This window comes from Pseudoalteromonas sp. MIP2626, assembly GCF_013414205.1.
Classification (GTDB): domain Bacteria; phylum Pseudomonadota; class Gammaproteobacteria; order Enterobacterales; family Alteromonadaceae; genus Pseudoalteromonas; species Pseudoalteromonas nigrifaciens.
In genome coordinates this window covers 219,911-239,513 of sequence record NZ_JAATTW010000001.1, presented here as the reverse complement: position 1 = coordinate 239,513, position 19,603 = coordinate 219,911, and the positions used below count along the sequence as shown (strand labels likewise).

Here is a 19,603-nt window from a genome sequence, read left to right as displayed (position 1 = left end):
TTATTCCAAAGGTTGTTCAATTATCATGGTTTCCTCTATTATCCTGACTTTAATAGCGATTGCATTTTTGCTGATTGTTATTGAGGATATAATCCACGTAAACAAAGCTAAAACGACACTTTTTTTTGGTACGCTCTGCTGGATTATCTCTTTTATCTTCCCTATTAATGGGCAAAGCCCTGATACGATTCAATCACTCCTTAATCATAATATTTTAGAAATTGCCTCCTTATGGTTGTTTTTAATGGCGGCAATGACCTTTGTTGCCTATTTAAACTCAAAAGGGTTTATCGAAAATATTGTTAATCGGATTATGCCAAAACGAATTAGCGAACGTAAGTTAATGTTTTTGGTTGGTGTTTTTGCATTTATATTCTCTTCTATTTCGGATAACGTAACCGCTACGCTTATATCTTTAGCGGTGGTTTTATCATTAAAACTTGAAGCCAAAAAGCTAATTAGATACGCCACGCTGATAATTTTTGCGGTTAACTCTGGTGGTGTGTCGTTAATTACCGGTGATGTAACCACGTTAATGATATTTTTAGATGGCAAAGTAACTATTAGCAATTTGTTATTGTTAATTGGGCCAGCATTTGTAAGTGTGATGCTGTTAGCTGCGCTGTTATCAATTGGCTTAAATGGCCAGCTCGACTTTACTAAAACCAAGCAAAAACGCATTGAAAAAACCGATATTACAATTGCAGTTATCTTTTTATCTACGGTTATTGCTACCTTAACGCTGAGTGTTTTATACAGTGTACCGCCATTGCTTACCTTTTTGTTTGGTTTGTCTATGATGTTTTTAGTAGCGCAATTTTTAATGCGTAAAAAAGACATAAACAAAGACATGATAGATTTTATTCGTGAAATAGAATACGACACCTTATTGTTTTTTGTAGGTGTATTATTACTGGTAGGGGCGCTAAAAGAAGTTGGTATGTTAAGCCACTTTAGCGACCTGTACACAATAATGGCACCTGAATACGCAAATTATTTAATGGGTATATTGTCGGCAGGTGTTGATAACGTACCACTTACTGCTGCGCTATTAAAAGCAGATATAGTAATGACACAGCAGCATTGGCTGTCGTTTACCTATGCCACAGGTGTAGGGGGCTCTATGTTAATTATAGGCTCTGCGGCGGGTATTATTGCCATGAGTAAAGTTAAAGAACTAACCTTTATGAACTACTTACGTTTGTCGTTTTATTTATTAATTTGTTACACCGTAGGCTATACCGGCTCGTACTTAATGGCTGGTTTTGTTTAATATTAGTTATTAAAGTGCTTGACAGCTAGATGTCTAAACGATAACTTTCAAAGCCCCAGTAATGTATTGAGCTTTTCAATATATTGCTGGGGTTTTGTTTTATTAGTGATTGCTAAAATAGCCATTAATACAACATTCAGAAGAGGTGCGATACTTAGGTATTTAATGTGAGGTGACGAACGCCGTTGAGCATTAAAGAGGGAAGTACTCGCCGAGAAAAATAACACGTCGTCGTCGTTATTTTTCGGTTTATGGGGCTGAATCCTCAAAACTGTCACCAATATAGGTGGAGAGCTTCTGGCAGTGAATTTTCTTACCTTATATTTGCTGCCAAGTTCTTCTTGTTTTATTACGGTTTGGATGCCGTGAAAGGAGACGAAATGACAACCCAATCAGTGCCACATGTAGTATTAGGCAACAAATCAAATTATACCGTTGCTAAATTTGGCGGCACCAGCGTAGCTAACTTTGCAGCTATGGATCACAGTAGTAAAATAATAGTAGCAGATAAAAGCGTGCGTATTGTTGCGCTAAGCGCCAGCGCAGGAGTCACTAATCATTTAGTTGAGCTGTGCAATAGCAGCCTTAGCGCAGATGAGCGCCAAGCGCATATTAACGGTGTGTTGGCGATTCAGCAGGCTATTTTATCCGAATTGAGTTTAGATACCGATTTAGCGCAGGGCTTTGCTCAAACGTTAGCGGTATTTGAAAAACTAGCCAGCCAAACGCTACAAACAAAAGCGTTACATGACGAACTATTAAGTTTTGGCGAGCGATTATCAACTTATTTATTTACCCAAGTGCTGCGCTCAAAAGGTTTAAATGCAATACGCTTTGACGTGCGCCAAGTGCTTAAAACCGACAGTCAATTTGGTAAAGCAACTCCTAATGTTGCAGCTACTGCGCAAGCGGCAAGCGCATTACTTATTCCGCTGTTAGACGATCAAGTAATTGTTACACAGGGCTTTATTGGCAGTGACGAACACGGCCAAACGACCACTTTAGGGCGCGGCGGATCAGACTACAGCGCGGCATTACTGGCCGAGGCTATTCATGCTAAAAGTGTACATATTTGGACTGACGTAGTGGGTATTTTTAGTACCGACCCGCGTTTATGTGTAAAAGCCACGCCTATTGCACGCCTCAGTTTTGATGAAGCTGCCGAAATGGCTACCTTTGGTGCAAAAGTATTGCATCCGGCAACTATTTTACCCGCCAGTCGCAGCCATATTAATGTGTTTGTAGGGTCGAGCCGTGAGCCGCAGCGCGGTGGTACTTGGATTGAGCGTGAAAAATCGCAACTGCCAGGAATTCGCGCAGTAACACAACGTAAAAACCAAATATTACTTACCCTTAAAAGCCCCGAAATGCTATTAGCTAGTGGCTTTTTAGCCCGAGTATTTACCATTTTAAGTGAGTTTAACATTTCGGTAGATTTAGTGACTACTTCTGAAATTAGCGTAGCAATAACGCTTGATAACGCGCCTAATGCATCGCGCCCAGAGCTTGATCAGGGTTGCTTAGATAAACTTGCTGAGTTTTGCCATGTGTCGGTAGAAAACAACTTAACCTTAGTGGCGCTTATTGGCTCAGAAATACAGTTGCGCCAGCACGAAATGAACTTAATGCAGGTATTAAGCGACTTTAATATACGGCTAATTTGCCACGGTGCAAGTAAGCATAACTTGTGCTTTTTGGTCGAGCAAGGCGAATCCGACAACGTAGTGCAAGCTATTCATAGCCGACTACTAGAGAGCGATTGCGCGGCCTAATACAGCTAAATTAATAAGAGAGCACTGCCAGTCAGTGCTTTTTTCGCTCACTACACTTATATCAAATTCACCCACCACTGAACTGCTGGCATTAAGCTGCGCGCAAGTTAACTCGGTAAACACATTAGGGCTTAGCAATTTGGCAATAGGGCGGCTAGTGGCTTTAGCGAGCGCTTCTTTTAAGGTCCAAATTCTAAAAAAGTGTTTAGCTTGATCCTCTGCATTGCTGGGCTTGGTGATCAGCGCAATTTCATCGGTATGATAAAAATGCTTTGCGAGTTTTTCAAAAGGGCGCTTTGTACTTATTTTTTCAATATCGAAACCAAACTGGGCTTTTGTAGGGTTAAGTGCAGCGCCAACAAAACCATTAGAATGCGATATACAGGTATTAATAACGGTGTGGCTGTTATTAATGTGTAGCGCTAATTTACTTGTTTGTAGGTTAAACTCTGAGCTTATATTACATGGCTTAATGCCCGCCATATTAGGGTGCGAGGTTATAACTAAATACTTAAGTAATAATCGCGTGGCTAAATACTCTTGCTTGGCAGATACGCTTTTACGGCGGTTTATTATTTGCAGCTCAAAAGGGCTTAAATAATCAGGCAAATTAAATTGGCTTATATCGAGCGTTTTAGCGTCAAACAATAAAATAGGGCTTTTATTGTTACTAAAAGGCTGATTAATTTGCAGGGTGTTTTTAAAGTAAAGTGAACTCATAAACGCTCAAAATAATAATAAATTTAATACCGATTACCTGCTTGTATGCATAAGCTGAACATATAGTGAGCGGTTGTTAGTTGTTGTGCGCGCTAGGTGCATTTTTATTACTAAGGCGCGATGAAATATGGTTTAATTCACAACAGCTAAAATAATAACAGATTTGTAGGTGTATGACACAAGTGCGTGATGGTTTTCAAAGTCGACTTGGTTTTGTATTGGCCGCCGCTGGCGCAGCGGTAGGTTTAGGTAATATATGGGGTTTTCCTACGCAGGCTGCTAACCATGGTGGTGGTGCTTTTTTGCTGGTTTACTTTATTGTTATATTTTTACTTGCTTTGCCGGCTTTATATACCGAGCTGTATTTAGGGTATTACGCCCAAGCTAATCCGGTAAAAGCACTTAGGCAAGCATGGCAAAATAAAGCCCCTAAAGTAGGCGCGGCTGCAGGTTATATTGGCCTTGGCGGCGCTATTGTAATGCTTAGCTTTTATTCAATAGTGGCGGGGTGGATGCTGTCGTATGCTATTGAACCAGTAACTACATTTTTAGGTTTTAGCGGCGCTAGTGAATTTTTACATAGCGACTCTGCGCTGCGTAATTTTGTGTTTACCCCACTTATGCTTATTTTAACCGCGAGTATTATTTTAAAAGGGGTTAAATCAGGTATTGAAACCTGGTCACGGCGTTTAATGCCGGTGCTGCTAGTATTGCTAATTGGTTTAATTATTTATATTGCAACGCTTGATGGTGCAAGTGATGGTTTTGCTGCGTATTTAATACCAGACTTTAGCCAAATACTCGACCCTAACTTAATTATTGCAGCTATGGGGCAAGCCTTTTTCTCTTTATCCTTAGGTGTGGGCTGCATGATGATTTACGGCTCGTATTTAAAACCCGGTGCTAATTTACCAAAACTGACTGCCAGCGTAGCACTACTTGATACCAGTGTGGCATTTTTAGCTGGTTTACTTATTGTGCCTGCTATATATGTGGCGCAGCACAACGGCGTAGAAGTATTTAGTAACGGTAAATTAATTGGCGAAGGGCAGCTTATTTTTGCCATTTTACCCGCGTTATTTAACACCATGGGCGATATTGGCTTATTGGTTGGGTTATTGTTTTTTGTATTAATGTCGATAGCCTCGGTTACTTCTACTATATCAACCACCGAAATACCGGTGGCGTTTTTAGTCGAAAACCACAGTGTTGACCGCACTAAAGCTACGTGGCTGGTTAGTGGCGTAGTGCTAGTGTTTGCCAGCTTAATAATACTTAATTTTGATTGGTTATTTGGCTTGGTTATTATGGTATTTACTCAGTACCAATTACCGTTAATGGGGTTGTTTTACTTTGTTACTGTGGGCTGGTTATGGCAGCGCGGTAACAAACTACACCAAGCAACTAGCGGCGCGCATTACTGGTTTGCTCAGTACATACGTTTTGTTTGCCCAATATTAATGACCTTGGTATTTGCCAATGTGGCATTTAGTAGCTAAACGTTACTACAGGTAATAAATAAAACGGGAGCTTTTGCTCTCGTTTTGCTTTGTTATTTAGCTGTTAGCAATAACTGATTTTCAATTGCCTGCTTTAACGTTTCTGGCTTGGTGCGCGGCGCATAACGGGAAACAAGTTGGCCTTGCGAATTAATTAAAAATTTAGTGAAGTTCCACTTTATTACTCGCCCTTGCGAAATGCCTCTGGTGTGCTGCTTTAAGTAATTAAACAAGGGGTGGGCTTCTGGGCCGTTTACCATTACTTTGGCAAATATTTCAAATGTGGTATTAAATTGCGTTTTATAAAAGCTGTTAATGGCTAAATTATCAAGCGGTTCATTTTGGCCAAATTGATTGCACGGAAACGCCAAAATGGTAAACCCACTGTTTTTATATTGCTGATACAGCTTTTCTAAAGCGGTTAACTGCGCCGAAAAATGACATTCACTGGCAATATTTACAATAAGTAGCGTTTTGCCTTTTAACTGCTTAAAAGAAAAAAGCGCCTTGTTACAGCACTCTGCGTTAAATTGATAAATACTATCCATAGATCACCTACTTAATTTCCTATTAAATAAACTTTATAAAGACTTCATTCGCTTTTTTATCAACCGATTGACATAATCAGGCATGGTTTTTAAGTTATCAGTTTAATAGGTCATTTTTATGTCAATGAAAGTAGCATTTATTGGTTTAGGCGTAATGGGTTACCCAATGGCGGGGCATTTAGCAAAAGCAGGGCACAGTGTGTACGTTTATAACCGTACTCAAGCTAAAGCTCAAAAGTGGGCTAACGAATTTAGCGGCAACTTTGCAGCCACTCCACGCGAAGCTGTAAACGGTGCCGACATTGTATTTATGTGTGTGGGTAACGACGACGATTTACGCTCGGTAGTATATGGCGAAAACGGAGTGTTAGCCGGTATTAAAGCGGGCAGTATTTTGGTCGATCATACCACTACTTCAGCTACAGTGGCGCGCGAAGTGGCAGCAAAAGCGGCGTTATTAAAAGTCGACTTTATTGACGCGCCAGTATCGGGTGGCCAAGCTGGCGCCGAAAATGGCGTGCTTACGGTAATGGCTGGTGGCAGCGAAGCTGTATTTGCTAAAGTGCAACCTGTTATGACGGCATTTAGTCGTTTTAGCCAATTGTTAGGTGGCGTAGGCTCGGGGCAATTATGTAAAATGGTTAATCAAATTTGTATTGCGGGTGCAGTACAGGGCTTAGCCGAAGGCTTACATTTTGCAAAGCAAGCAGGGCTTGATGGTGAAAAAGTAATAGAAACTATTTCTAAAGGCGCTGCCGGTTCGTGGCAAATGGAAAACCGTTACAAAACCATGTGGGCAGGAGAATACGACTTTGGTTTTGCAGTTGATTGGATGCGTAAAGACTTAGGCATAGCGCTAGATGAGGCTAAAAATAATGGCGCAACGCTAGCAATGACAGCCACAGTAGATGGGTACTACGCCGATGTGCAAGCATTAGGCGGTGGCCGCTACGATACATCAAGCTTACTTGCGCGTATTGAAGCACAGCATAAAAAATAACGTTTACCTTGAGTATATCGTTGTAGACGCCAAGCTGGTTTGCGTATAAAAACGTAGTTTTAAAATGGTAAAGATATTAAAAGCTTCGCCTATCAAAATTCAAAAAAAACGCGACGCTTAAATTACTATAGCGTCGCGTTTTTATATGCGTTGTATAAGTACGTCTAAAGCAAGCTACATGCTTTGTGCGTAATTATACAGCGCCTTTAAAATAGTTAGGTTTTTTTCACTGTCGTCATGCTCATGGGCTAAATTTTCCAGCGTGATCATAAAGTCTTGAGCGTTAATTGAGGGTTGATCTTCCCCGTGCATTAACTTGTTTTGACAATACTGACGCCATTGATCCAGCTCTTGCTGGTTAAGCGTTTGCGGCCAGTTACGGGCGCGGTATCTAAACAATAAAGTATTAAACTTTTTGTCTTCAAAATCGAGTTTTAAATCGGCTAAGTCTTCGGGTTTTGCACCGCGAATAATCGCAAATTTAGCTTTATCAGCATGGCTAGTAAACCCATCGTAAAGTAAATAGTCAACGTTAGTTGTTGCGCTGTAATCGCCTTGTTCGTTAAACACCTCAGTTACTTTATCGCGCAGCTCGCTATTGGCTTTTAACACCGCCAAGTTTTTTAAACATTGCTCGCGGTCAATGCCTAAACGCGCTGCATTTTCAGGTAATAACGTTTTAGCAGGTGCTAAAATAGGGCACTTGTTTAAATGCACTAGCTTTAATCCTACTGGTAACTCGTCTTCAGCTAAATCAATACGCTTGGTATATAAACGTTTACGTAATTGCTCAACACTTAAATCAATAAGTACTTGTGGGCTTTGAGTTAAATCAAAACAAATTACGGCATTTTTATTTACCGGATGAAAGCTCATAGGTGCAACCCAGCTAGTACAGCCTTGCGTTGCTGGAATGCGTGAGCTGGTATGCACAAGCGGGGTCATGTTAAATACATCAACCAACTCAGCCAAGGCTTTTTTACCACGTAAACTAAAAAAGAAGTTATACAGCTTTGGCTGCTTGTCTTTTATTAGTTTAGCCAATGCAATAGTAGCGGTTACATCGCTTAGTGCATCGTGCGCCGCAGCGTGTTCAATACCGTTGGCAACGGTTAAATGCTCTAACTTAAAGCTTGGACTACCGTCTTCTTTTAACGGCCATTCAATGCCCTCTGGGCGTAGCGCATAACAAGCACGTACTAAATCAATAATGTCCCAGCGGCTATTGTTGTTTTTATATTCGCGCTCGTACGGGTCGTAAAAGTTACGGTAAAAGCTATAGCGGCTTACTTCGTCATCAAACCGAATACTGTTATAACCAGCAACACAGGTATTTGGCACACTAAATTGTGCATGAATTTTTGCTATAAATTCAGCCTCAACCAAGCCTTTTTTCATCGCCACTTGTGGCGTAATGCCGGTAATTAAACACGCCTCAGGATGCGGTAAGTAATCCGCCTGCGGTTTACAGTATTCAATAAGCGGCTCACCAATAATATTTAAATCAAGATCGGTACGAACACCCGCAAACTGGCTCGGCTTATCCTTTTGCGGACTAGCCCCCCAGGTCTCGTAGTCGTGCCAATAGATTGTTGCTTGATTTTGCTCTTGATATGCCATGCGTAAAACCTTGAGTAGTTAACTTTAAAGTGCCAAAAATAGCGCCAAGTTACTAAAATTATGAATTATTTAGATTATGGCATATGGGCGGGGGAGTTTATAGTTTTGGGTGAGAAAACGAGTTTTATTATAAGAAAGCCCACTGTTAGCAGGCTTTTTAGTACTACTGGTTTACCAGGTTTTTGAACTTACAATAATCCATAATTTGAGTGTTCTGGCCAAAGGCTGACTTAAGGAACGTGCCATTTGTATCTTTTAGTATGTACTGGTCGGTTTCATTACTAGTCAAATGTAGCGTTGGGTTATTTATTGTGAAAGTTGCGATGTTATCACCACCTAAATTGTAGGTGATATCTAAATGCTCGAGTAGCTCGAAGTGAATTACTAGCTTTCTGAATTGGCCATTATCAACACTAGAGCATAAACAATTCAAAAATAGAAGTGTTAGCTCTTGGTTTGATAATTGAGCTCTTAAGATATTACTGTACTTCTTTTGAACTTGATAACTTGAGGTACTCGTTTTTATAAGTTTAAGTAGTTGATAAAGGTTTCTAAAGTAGCTGCCAAACTGTTTGTTTTCATATAGATAAAAACAATTGAAAACATGTATAATTGATGGTTTTTTACCAACACGCTCGTGAGCATCTTTCATGGATATCAACAACTTATTAAAACTAAATATTCCCGGTTGTTGTAAATTATTACTAACAGTTAGAAAGTAAGGGATTTTTAGTTCATCACTTATAGCATCAAGTGAGTCACTATAACTATAATTAAATCTATCAAGCAGACTACTATGCAATTCCAACATATTAAAAAAGGTAGTTTCAAAGCTTTGTACTGCCAATAAGCTAGCTTGCTCTTCTAATGCTTTTGAGGAGTTGGCAAGTTCATTACGTGTAAGTTCTAGCTCTTTATTACTCACTTGTAGGGCTTTTTCATTTTGCTTTATAGCCTTAGTGCCTTGCTCAATAGCTTTTTCACTTTGCTCCAGCGCTTTTTTATTTTGCATTAGTGTATAAGCAATTAAAATTAAGCTTAATAGAGCGAATGTTGGATTTAGTACACCGCCAAAAAAGTCACCAACTGCGCCCCAGTTACCTATCGTTGAAGCTGGGCCAAACCCAAATTTCGATACAAAAAATATAATTGCGATAATGGCGGCTAGCCCTGCAATTCCACAAATTATAAAAACAATCCTTTTCATACTCTTAAGTCTTTTTTAAAGATGATAGTAATTTTGTAATTTGATCCATTCCATCAAAGGTGCTAGGTAGGTTTTCCGCGTCGCTAATAATCCCACTAAAAATAAGATTCTCAAATTTCTCTAAAACTGCGGGATCATCTTTTTTAATATCTTTAGAGTAATCTGCATAGTTTTGAATGAACTGGCAAAGCGTTTGTCTTAACTCAATTTGTAAAACTTGGGCTTGTACTGACTTATAGTTGTGTAATACAACTCTGAAGAAGTATATAAGGATTAGCTCTAAGGATATTAATGGCAAGAAGGCTAACAAATGAGTAAAAGGGGTATGGCTATTTAAATCACTACTTGGGCTATAAACAGTCACCATTCCATATAGAGGAAAAATAATTAATGCAAATGATAGTATGAGCAAAAAGATGAACGAGTTTGTTGATTCTTTTTGTTTTCTTATAGCTAAATTATTAAACCCTTTATATAAGCCAACAAAATTAAAAGCTGTTTCATATCTACTTAACGTGTTTTCTAAATCTTTTACTTCTTTTAGTTTCTCAGTCAAGGAGGATTCATGGTCAAGTTTTAACTTAAGCAGCCGTTCTTCTAATCTAGAAGATTCGGTATGAAGCACGTCAATTTTACTTACAGATTTATCTAGTGATTTAATTGCCTGAACCTCTTTACTAAAGTAGAGGTTTTTCATCAAATCTAGAGGTACAGTATATTTAGCATTAAGTAGGGCAGCTTTGTACTCTGAGTCAAACTTATCACTTTCAGTATAGCAGTCTAAGTTCTTTTTAAACTGCTCAATTGATTCATTATTAAGTAACTTACTACTGTTTAAATCCGTTTCAGAAAAAAAAGTTACCTCCATTAAAAAATTTATGCATATCAGATATAAATCCCGAATATCAGAATTTTCAAATTGAGAATCAATCCCCAGCTCATTTGATAAATACTTATAGTTTTTGAGATAATTTATGAATTTCTCACCATATTTATGAATGCTTATTTCACAAAATATATCCCAAGAACTTGGTGAAGTATAAATCTCCCTCACAATAATTAATATATCTTTAAAAAGGTTATTTAATAATTGAATTCCATCTGAAGAATCAGTGTTATTAATTCTTTTTTCAAAACCTTTATCTGCAAGATTATGATTTAATAAAAACTTGTTAATTATTTCATAATTTACATTGTTATGAAAAAACATAATTAGTCCTTTAATTTTATTGTTATTAACAGCTTTACAGTGACTTACCGGTAAATATTACTTTTCCAACCAAGGTACAGTTGCCGTTTATCGGTATTAGTTGTTCAGGCCAATTAGGGTTGGCGGCTTTTAGGAATTTGTGGCCGTTTTCGATAATAAGCTGTTTTAATGTAGCTTGGTTGTCGTCTAGGTGGGTTACTACGTACGAACCCTAAATGCACTCTGCTTCAGGGTATACAAAAATCAAATCACCCTCATCAAACTTTGGCTCCATGCTAATACCTTGCACTTAAAGGCTAGAACACTGTAGCTAATACGTTAGGCGCTATAGGATTTAACTTCAATTGTACCTATATTGCTGGAAACAATACATAAAAGTATTTAACATTGAAGATTATTTCAAAACAGCACCCATTTATAATAATGAAAAAACTAATAGAATTCACTATTTTCGCTTACTCATGATTTGTCAGTGTGCTTTAGCTGAACCGGCTAAAGTTCAAGAATACGGCTGTGATATGTAGTACGAGCTAACTGGTAAAGGTAAGCTAGCTATTATTTTACTTGAAGCAGGTGGTTCTGCGAAAATAAAATAATAGCTCAGAGGAATATGCAGCAGAGGCTTTGCTTCAATAAAGCTTGGTGATGTGAAAAATGGAATATCGAGTCAGTATTTAGCTTTTTATTTTGGTAAGTATTAAAAAGGCCGCTATTTAGCGACTTTCAGAAAGCTTATATTAACTACACGCTTGTGCTTTTTTAATCATTTCATTTTGTTCAGCAATTGTATCTTTAATCACTTTATCAAAAAACTTACGTTTTTCTCTTGAAGATGCATTACGAACGAAGTCTGAGAAAGGTGTAGACTTAACTTTTTCGCGTTTACTTTCAAACATAGCCATACTCCTATTATTTACTGCTTGTTATAGCCTCTAATGAAGCCCGATTATACTTTTTGCCAAGTAACAGGTCAATATCAGTAATATTAAAGTGGGGCTTTTCACGTGTTCCGTCAAGGTTTTTTTCCATAAAAATAATATCAATCTTATCTCTAAATAACTTTTTTAATTCACTGACGACAAGTTGAGAGTTAATGAATTGCTCGATAAAAACATCTTTAGGTACACGTCGCCCTTCTACGATCTCTCTAGCTTTAACTAATTTCCATGCTTGAGCAGGTTCTTGATATACGAAAATAATTAATACATATCTGTTTTTACTTAAAGAACGTTCAATATTAGACTTTGCTTTTGTTAGGCTTGAGAGTGTTGAATCGAGAACAAAACTTACTTTTTGTTTTAAAGCTCTATCGTGTATTGCTTCAACTAATATGGTTGCAGGTTTTTGAAATAAAGGTGAGTTAATACCGTTGTAATCACCAAACTGCTTTCGAAGTTCATCGTTCTCAATGTGTACTACATTTGCATTATGTTCGGTCTTAAATTGCTTGATAATATTCTTAGCAGTTTCTGTTTTACCCGCACCTGGAGAACCAGCCATAAAAACTGAAACAGCACTTTCTTCTTCTGGTAAATGATCAATGAACTTTTTTGCAAATGTTTTTTTCATTGCTTTAGCCTGTGCTAAAGCTTTTGATTCAATTTCGCCATTGTTCATGAAAAACCTTTAAGCTTTGTCAGGTAAGTCGGTTCAACTATGATGTTTGATTTGTGTACATCTTTGAGTATACATTTTTTAGATTGAATTTAAAGATGTAGGCTTATGTACTTAATCTTTTAATTAAAAAGATAAATATTATAAAAGCTTATTTACTGATATTAATGTCAGATATCAGTATTTTGACTATGCTAATTTAACGCCAACAAACGTAACCTTATAATTAAACAAGCGCTATTCTTCTGTCTTGCTCGTTTTGAGCAAAAGTTATTACATATATTGAGGCTTAAATTATGGCATCAGCAACTGGCCTAACCGTATTTGATATAAGTGCTATATTTTTATCGATTACCGCATTACTAACCTATGTTAATCATCGCTTTATTGGTTTACCTACAACCATTGGGGTTATGGTTATTTCTATGTTGGTATCGATTGCTGCAATATTTTTGGGCTTTTTAGGGTTTGATCAGCTAATAGATTACGAAGTTAGTTTACTTGAGCAATTAGATTTTACGGAGGTTTTGCTCGATGGCATGCTTTCAATGTTGCTTTTTGCCGGTGCTTTGCACGTTAATGTAAGCGATTTAAAGCGTTATAAACTGCCTATTGGTATTTTGGCTTGTGTGGGCACTTTGTTATCTACCGTTATGATTGCAGCAGCCCTTTATTATATGTTGCCCTTGCTGGGGTTTAGCTTGCCATTTATTTGGTGTTTATTATTTGGTGCTTTAATATCGCCAACGGACCCTATTGCTGTGATGGGAATTTTACAATCTGCTGGTGCTCCTAAAAGTATTGAAACTGTGATTGCTGGTGAGTCGTTATTTAATGACGGTATTAGCGTAGTTATTTTTTTACTTTTGTTAGGGATTTTGTCTAGCGGTGATATTCCAACAACTTATTATGTAGCAAATATGCTGGTGGTAGAGGTTGGTGGCGGTATTGTTTTTGGTTTAGTGCTGGGCGGTATTTTGTATTACTTGCTAAAAAGTATTGATAGTTACCAAGAAGAAGTACTACTGACTTTAGCCGGTGTTATTGGTGGTTATGCGCTTGCAAGCCATTGGCATCTGTCGGGGCCGCTCGCAATGGTAATGATGGGGCTGATGGTTGGTAATCGGGGGCGTAGCTTGGCTATGAGCGGAAAAACTCGCCATTATGTTGATTTGTTTTGGGAGCTAATAGACGAAATTTTAAATGCAATTTTGTTTGTTTTGATTGGGCTTGAAGTAGTAATGATAATTTACTCAGGTAATTTATTTATTGCCGCAGGTTTAACCATTTTAATTGCTCTACTAGCGCGGCTTATTGTGGTTGGCATTACCACCACAACTTTTAGGCAACAGCTAAAATTGCCGACGGGGGCTTGGAAGGTTTTGACGTGGGGCGGTTTGCGCGGCGGGATTTCGGTAGCATTAGTACTTCAGCTACCTACAGGCTCCGAACGCGATATTTTATTGGCACTAACCTACGCTGTTGTGGTGTTTTCTATTTTAGTGCAAGGCTTAAGTATTGGTAAAGTTGCGAAAAGTATTCGTTAGATACAAATAACATGAAACGTTAATCCGCCGAAGAATAATAGCCACTCAGGCAATTTACTTTTTTGTAAAATATTTCACATTACTCAGTATAACTTTAACTACGCACCACTAGACTAAAGTCTATAGGTTAGTTTAATTCACCTATCGAGTTTATTTTAATCGTTTGTCGATTTTGTGTTAATTCTCTAAAGTTCAGTTGTCGGCAACAAGCACGACTTAACTAATAGGACTATGACCATGAAATTAACACTTATCAAAACTATCGCTCTTAGCTCACTACTTACATGTTCAGCTGCTGCAATGGCTGAGCAAAGTGATTACAAATTAATGGTTATTGAAACCGCAACTGCACCACAGCAGTTGGAGCAATCGTTTAACAGCTGTGCGCTTAACGTTAAGTCAAAAAATTACGCTGAAGCTGAAGCCGTGTGTACACAAGCAATTGCACTATTAAATAATGCACAAGGCTCTAAGTTTAAACTACGCCAGCTTACATCGTACGCGTTAAGTAACCGTGGTGTTGCACGTTTAAAAGCAAATAACGAAACTGCTGCAATCGCTGATTTATACGAGGCAGTGCAGCTTAATAAAAACGCACTTGTATCTCATAATTTAACGCGCGCTAAACAAGAGCTATCTTTATAAAAAGCATAAACAATAAAGAGTGATACCTTTCTAAAGTATTCTTATTAATTGTGAATAACAAAAAATGCCGCTCATTTTACTGAGCGGCATTTTTGTATCACTAATTTATGTGGTTATTAGCTTAGCCTGCAACGGGTGTGCTACCTGTTGGAATGTCTTTCATGCTTTTAATTAGCATGTAAATACAGGTGGTGGCTAAGCAGCCGCCTAAATAAAGTAAAATACCATCGCTTGCATCAGAGAAGTTGGCCGCAAGCATTGGGCCTAGCACAGAGCCTAGGCTGTAGCTTAAAAGCATGATTTCGGTTGCTGATACAATTTTAGCCATAGGCAAAGAGTCGCAAGCGAGCGTAATGGCAATAGGGTAAAGTGCAAAACTTGCTGCCCCTAACACTAAGTAGCTAATAACTAAGCCGCTAAAGCTGGTTGTTTGCAATATACCTAACACGCTTGCTGCACCTAAAAAGCAAAACATTGCCATGAGTAAGTTTTTACCCATACGAGTTGATAAGTAACTTACAAGTGGCTGTACTAACATGCCGCCAAGAATAATAATTGCCATTAACAAACCTGTGTATTGAGCTTGCTCGCTTTGTGCTGCGATATATACAGGCATTAATCCGTAAATTGGCCCCAGTAATAGCCCCGACGCTAAGCAACCTAATATTGCTGGGCGGCTAAGGGTTTTAATTTCTTTTAATGGCAGTTTTTGTAGTTCTTGGCTATCTGGTTGGCCTGATGTAATTAATAACGGTGCTAAAATTGCTAGCAATAATAAACCAACAACAAATAAGTAGGGCACAGCACCTACCGTGCCTAGCGGTGCTATAGCAAGTTGGCCTACTGCGCTGCCGCCATAAAGCGAGGTCATGTAAAGGCCTAAACGTTTAGCACGAGCTTTAGGCGTGTTGGTCATTAATAACCACGATTCAACCACCACAAATACACCTGCAACGGCCATACCGGCAACAAAACGCGCCATTAACCAAACCCCAGCTTTAGGCATAACTAGCTGAGCAAGAACACTTAAAATTAATAAACTAAGAAATAAAATAAAAGCAAACCTGTGGCCTATTTTTACCACTATGCGTTCAATGCATGTAGCGCCAATAAGTAAGCCAAAATAAAATACACTCGCTAGCCATGGGGCAAGATCTACATCGAGTTTAAATGCCGATAGCGATAGCGGGATCAGGCTCATTAAAAAGCCAGAAGCTATAGCAAAAAAAGACAAACCGATAACAGGTGCTAACGGGTTATTTGACTTGCTAGTAGCAACGAATTCTATCATTAGAATTATCCGATTTTAAGGTCATAAATAAACGCTGTTTACCGACTCTGTTTTAAGGCGATTATTTAATGTTGGTTGATTTTGCGGCGAATGTAGGACTCTTTTGAAAGGAAGTAAAGTGATTTTTTATTAATCAATGAAAATAAATTTTTAACTGCACAATTACGTAAAATAAGCGCACAATTGCGACGTATTTGTGTTTTAAACGTATTAAAATTGTATGGTTTTTGTTATTTTATTTGCTTGGTTTAATGCGATAAGAGCAATAAATTTAAGCCATTGAGCAAACCATTAGTAAGTGTTTTTAAGTTATAAACAGTTGCGGCACAACAAATAAAAGTAACAGCCTTTAAAACGATTACTTTTATGTGTTGTAAACGAGCGGTTTTAATTTATGCAGCTGAGTTAAAACTAAACGTTTGATTACTGCATTAGCAGCGCTAATTGATGATACAAACCAATACCTATTAAAACATTAAACGGAAAGGTAATACCTAAAGAGCACAGCATAGCAAGGCCAATATTCGCTTCTGGAATAGCGGCTTTTATGGCTGCAGGCGCTGCAATGTATGAGGCACTGGCAACTAGGCTCCCTAAAACTACAATTGAACCCATTTCCAGGTGTAAAAGTGTACCGACTGCTACGCCAAGCGTGCCCAAAAATAAAGGGGTAATAATAGCAAATAAAGCTAACTTCCAATGATGCCAAGGCACAGGGCGCAAAGTTTGCGCTGCGGTTAAACCCATTTCAAGTAAAAATAATGCCAGTACAACCTTAAAGCCGTTAGTTAATAAGCTGGTAACTTGGCTACCTTGTTGCGTGCCGTACATTATGCCAATAATTACACCGCCAACGAGTAAAATAACGCTTTTATTGGTTAGTGCTTCGTGCCAAACCGCTTTTAAAGACAGCTTTTTAGTTGGTGCACTTTCTTTATTAAATTTTCTATATATTAGCAGGCCAACAATAATAGCCGGCAGCTCTAGCATCACTAAATATAAAGTTACTTCAGCGCCTACAACCAAACTAGACGACTCTGCGTAAGCAAGCGCAACAGCAAATGTACCCGCACTAACAGAGCCATAATGCGCCGCAATACTGGCACTATTAGCATGAGAAAGTGTAATAACGTACTTTAAAATAGGGTACAGCATTAAAGGAATAAGCCCGCCAAGCAGCATAATGGCCCCCATTTCTGGGAGTAGTTGCCAATTTAAATTACCGTGTAAAACCATACCGCCTTTTAAACCAATAGTAAGCATTAGCAGCAGGCTTAGGGTTTCGTAAGTGGCTTTGGGTATAGCAAGATCAGAGTGTATAAGTCCGGCGATTAAACCTAATATAAAAAACATAACAACAATATCGGGCACGGTGTTTCCTAGTTGTAAAATTAAGTGGCGCTATTGTAGAGAAAACTTTGTATAGTAAATAATAAAATGAACAGTGGTTATATATAGATAATTATCTATGAGGTGGGTATGGATTTAAGACATATATCGTTTAGATTACTAGAAGTGTTTATGAGTGTAGTAAAAACCCGTTCGTTAAGTGAAACAGCAAGGCAGCTTTATTTAACGCAACCTACTGTTTCACTACAAATAAAACGCTTACAAGAAGAAATAGGAGAGCCACTAATAACTATGCAACAGCAAAAGTTACAGGTAACCGAGGCTGGCCTTGAGCTATTTAGAACCTGCAAGCAGGTGTTTGCTCATTTTGAAGATTATCAAGATTTTTTAGCGGAATTACGTGGAGGCGAGCGAGGGCGATGTAAAATTGCCATGGTAAATACGGCGCAATATATTTTGCCTAAATTGCTCGGTCCTTATAGTAATTTGCATCCGCATGTAGAGTTACCACTGGAAATAGGCAATCGCGAAGAGGTATTAGCCCGCTTTGAGCGTGGAGAAGACGACATTTACGTTTTTAGCCACCCACCATCGTTAGAGCAAGCCCAAGCCGCTCGGTTTTTACATAATCCATTAGAGTTTATTGTGCCTAATAATCATCCTCTATTGAATGAAAAAACCGTAACATTGGCGGATTTAATGCCATATCGATTTTTACTGCGTGAAAACGGTTCTGCCACACGTATGCTATTTGAAAGTGAGCTACAAAGCCGAGGTTTAATGCTTAGCGATAGTGTACAAATGGCGAGTAACGAAGCCATACGTGTTGCAGTATCATCGGGTATGGGAATTAGCTTGCTGTCGCATCATGTTTTACCAAAAGGTGATAATAGCTATACAAAACTGCATGTTATCGATACCGATATAGCCAGCCAATGGTACTTTGTAATGCGTACCGACAGACACATTTCGCACGCAGCGCGCAGCTTTTTAAAATTTGCCCAAGCTAATTTAGAGCATTACCTCGATACAAAATGGGTGCGTAATGAACTCCATACATTACATTTAGAACCTAAAAATTAAATAAGCAGTCGTTATGTTGCTATCAATACATAGTTATAAAAACACCGATAATAACTTAGATCTAACTATTTATTATTTTGCTTTTATTTTAAATAAAATTAAGTAAGGTTTAAGTTTATATTTTGTTAGGGCTTTTTTACTTAGTTGGAACCAAAATTGCTGCATAGCTTGTAACACAACAATGGGTTTGAGCTAATGACAACAATAACGTTTAAAAATCAATACAGTAACTATAATTCCCCTAGTGTAAATAAAGCGGCAAGCCCAAGCGAAGTTGCGGCAACCAATCCCCCCATTGATGAAAAAGCAAGTGATGTTAAGGGCATAAACTCAGCCCCTAAAGAGCAATCATTTTTAGAAAAAGCTCAAGAAGCGCTTGTTTATCAGCGTTTAGGTGTAAATAAAGACAAAATAGACGAGTTAAAAGCGGCAATAGAGGAGCTTACTAAAGAGTTACAAGCGCAAGGCGCTGATCTTGATGTAATTGCAGATAAAATTAACGAACTTGAAAAAATGCTTGAGCAAGAATACCAACAAGGGCGCGATCGAATGGATATGAAACCTCAGCATGAGGCGGGTAAAATAATTTCTGCACTTGTTTAATTTACATAATATTGAATAGTTTACATTGTTATTGTGCTTACTTTTGCTAAGGTAAAAACTTATAACAAAAATAAACAAGGATTACTAATGAAAACCCTGCAGCAGCAACTAGGTAACTACGGGCTTTACCACCGTTCAAAACGCAATGTACTCACCCACCTGTTAGGCATTCCGCTCATTGTATTTGCCGTATTGTGCTTATTGGCGCGCATTCAGATCCCGTTGGGAGGCCTTGTTATAGATGGCGGGCAACTTATTGTATTTGTTTCAGTTGTGTATTATTTAATGTTAAGTGTGTCGTTGGGCCTTATTATGGCTGTGCTATTAACTATATTACTTGTTGGCGCGCAACCTATTGCAGCTATGGCATTTACGCCTTGGTTAACGATTAGTATAGGGCTGTTTGTATTTGGTTGGATTTTACAGTTTGCTGGCCACTATTTTGAAGGTAAAAAACCCGCGTTTATAGATGATATATCGGGGCTTATTATTGGCCCTTTGTATGTAACTGCAGAGCTATTATTTATGTTGGGCTGTTATAAAAAGCTAGAGCAACAAGTAACCGACATTGCTGGCCCAACTAAGCCATAAAACAATAACAAACGTGCTGTGACTAAAGCA

18 protein-coding genes, 1 pseudogene and 1 riboswitch are annotated in these 19,603 nt (G+C 38.3%); of the genes and pseudogenes, 9 read left to right on the top strand and 10 right to left on the bottom strand.

Annotated features, from left to right (window positions below; all coding sequences use genetic code 11):
- The first annotated feature begins 25 nt into the window (after positions 1-25).
- The gene (nhaD, locus tag HC000_RS01085; protein WP_089368114.1) at positions 26-1,273 is read left to right on the top strand and encodes a sodium:proton antiporter NhaD; all 1,248 of its coding nucleotides are present in this window, start codon (positions 26-28) and stop codon (positions 1,271-1,273) included.
- Positions 1,274-1,405: 132 nt separating this feature from the next.
- Positions 1,406-1,578: riboswitch (Lysine riboswitch) on the top strand.
- A gap of 75 nt (positions 1,579-1,653) precedes the next feature.
- The gene (lysC, locus tag HC000_RS01080) at positions 1,654-3,045 is read left to right on the top strand and encodes a lysine-sensitive aspartokinase 3 (RefSeq protein WP_179806686.1); all 1,392 of its coding nucleotides are present in this window, start codon (positions 1,654-1,656) and stop codon (positions 3,043-3,045) included.
- Here the strand turns inward: lysC and HC000_RS01075 are convergent.
- Positions 3,022-3,765: a 4'-phosphopantetheinyl transferase superfamily protein gene (locus HC000_RS01075; RefSeq protein ID WP_179806685.1), complete on the bottom strand. Its 744-nt coding sequence runs from the start codon at positions 3,763-3,765 to the stop codon at positions 3,022-3,024. The two genes, lysC and HC000_RS01075, sit on opposite strands and share 24 nt — an antisense overlap.
- Positions 3,766-3,938: 173 nt before the next feature.
- On the opposite strand from HC000_RS01075, the gene HC000_RS01070 reads away from it, so the two are divergent.
- Positions 3,939-5,264 carry a sodium-dependent transporter gene (locus HC000_RS01070; RefSeq protein WP_179806684.1) on the top strand — a complete coding sequence of 442 codons (1,326 nt, stop codon included), beginning with the start codon at positions 3,939-3,941 and terminating at the stop codon, positions 5,262-5,264.
- A 53-nt stretch (positions 5,265-5,317) separates the two neighbouring features.
- On the opposite strand, the gene HC000_RS01065 is transcribed toward HC000_RS01070, so the two are convergent.
- Positions 5,318-5,812, bottom strand: a complete 495-nt coding sequence (locus HC000_RS01065; RefSeq protein ID WP_179806683.1) for a glutathione peroxidase — start codon at positions 5,810-5,812, stop codon at positions 5,318-5,320.
- A 118-nt stretch (positions 5,813-5,930) separates the two neighbouring features.
- On the opposite strand from HC000_RS01065, the gene HC000_RS01060 reads away from it, so the two are divergent.
- Positions 5,931-6,812 carry an NAD(P)-dependent oxidoreductase gene (locus HC000_RS01060; protein WP_179806682.1) on the top strand — a complete coding sequence of 294 codons (882 nt, stop codon included), beginning with the start codon at positions 5,931-5,933 and terminating at the stop codon, positions 6,810-6,812.
- Positions 6,813-6,986: 174 nt separating this feature from the next.
- On the opposite strand, the gene sbcB is transcribed toward HC000_RS01060, so the two are convergent.
- The 6 genes and pseudogenes from sbcB to HC000_RS01030 form a co-directional block, all read right to left on the bottom strand.
- Positions 6,987-8,432, bottom strand: a complete 1,446-nt coding sequence (gene sbcB / locus HC000_RS01055; protein WP_179806681.1) for an exodeoxyribonuclease I — start codon at positions 8,430-8,432, stop codon at positions 6,987-6,989.
- Positions 8,433-8,595: 163 nt separating this feature from the next.
- Positions 8,596-9,444: a putative phage abortive infection protein gene (locus HC000_RS01050; protein WP_179806680.1), complete on the bottom strand. Its 849-nt coding sequence runs from the start codon at positions 9,442-9,444 to the stop codon at positions 8,596-8,598.
- Between the two features lie 199 nt (positions 9,445-9,643).
- Positions 9,644-10,849, bottom strand: coding sequence for a hypothetical protein (locus HC000_RS01045; protein ID WP_179806679.1), 1,206 nt, complete (start codon positions 10,847-10,849; stop codon positions 9,644-9,646).
- Positions 10,850-10,883: 34 nt separating this feature from the next.
- Positions 10,884-11,144, bottom strand: a pseudogene (locus tag HC000_RS01040) (S24 family peptidase); the annotation flags it as partial.
- A gap of 442 nt (positions 11,145-11,586) precedes the next feature.
- Complete coding sequence (locus HC000_RS01035; protein ID WP_179806678.1) at positions 11,587-11,745, bottom strand: hypothetical protein; 159 nt, start codon at positions 11,743-11,745, stop codon at positions 11,587-11,589.
- Between the two features lie 13 nt (positions 11,746-11,758).
- Complete coding sequence (locus tag HC000_RS01030) at positions 11,759-12,466, bottom strand: zeta toxin family protein (protein WP_179806677.1); 708 nt, start codon at positions 12,464-12,466, stop codon at positions 11,759-11,761.
- A 293-nt stretch (positions 12,467-12,759) separates the two neighbouring features.
- On the opposite strand from HC000_RS01030, the gene HC000_RS01025 reads away from it, so the two are divergent.
- Both HC000_RS01025 and HC000_RS01020 read left to right on the top strand, forming a co-directional pair.
- Positions 12,760-14,010 (top strand): sodium:proton antiporter, encoded by a 1,251-nt coding sequence (locus tag HC000_RS01025; RefSeq protein WP_179806676.1) that lies wholly within the window; start codon positions 12,760-12,762, stop codon positions 14,008-14,010.
- A 237-nt stretch (positions 14,011-14,247) separates the two neighbouring features.
- Positions 14,248-14,655, top strand: coding sequence for a hypothetical protein (locus HC000_RS01020; RefSeq protein WP_011327941.1), 408 nt, complete (start codon positions 14,248-14,250; stop codon positions 14,653-14,655).
- A 121-nt stretch (positions 14,656-14,776) separates the two neighbouring features.
- Here the strand turns inward: HC000_RS01020 and HC000_RS01015 are convergent, their stop codons facing one another.
- Both HC000_RS01015 and HC000_RS01010 read right to left on the bottom strand, forming a co-directional pair.
- The gene (locus HC000_RS01015; protein WP_179806675.1) at positions 14,777-15,946 is read right to left on the bottom strand and encodes an MFS transporter; all 1,170 of its coding nucleotides are present in this window, start codon (positions 15,944-15,946) and stop codon (positions 14,777-14,779) included.
- 423 nt (positions 15,947-16,369) lie between these two features.
- The gene (locus HC000_RS01010; protein ID WP_179806674.1) at positions 16,370-17,317 is read right to left on the bottom strand and encodes a sodium-dependent bicarbonate transport family permease; all 948 of its coding nucleotides are present in this window, start codon (positions 17,315-17,317) and stop codon (positions 16,370-16,372) included.
- A gap of 108 nt (positions 17,318-17,425) precedes the next feature.
- Between HC000_RS01010 and HC000_RS01005 the strand changes: the two genes are divergently transcribed.
- The 3 genes from HC000_RS01005 to HC000_RS00995 all read left to right on the top strand — a co-directional run bounded on the left by HC000_RS01005 (position 17,426) and on the right by HC000_RS00995 (position 19,573).
- On the top strand, positions 17,426-18,379 hold the full coding sequence (locus HC000_RS01005) for a LysR substrate-binding domain-containing protein (protein ID WP_179806673.1): 954 nt from the start codon (positions 17,426-17,428) through the stop codon (positions 18,377-18,379).
- Positions 18,380-18,574: 195 nt separating this feature from the next.
- Complete coding sequence (locus tag HC000_RS01000) at positions 18,575-18,982, top strand: hypothetical protein (RefSeq protein ID WP_179806672.1); 408 nt, start codon at positions 18,575-18,577, stop codon at positions 18,980-18,982.
- Between the two features lie 87 nt (positions 18,983-19,069).
- On the top strand, positions 19,070-19,573 hold the full coding sequence (locus HC000_RS00995) for an Mpo1-like protein (protein ID WP_089368158.1): 504 nt from the start codon (positions 19,070-19,072) through the stop codon (positions 19,571-19,573).
- Positions 19,574-19,603: the final 30 nt, after the last annotated feature.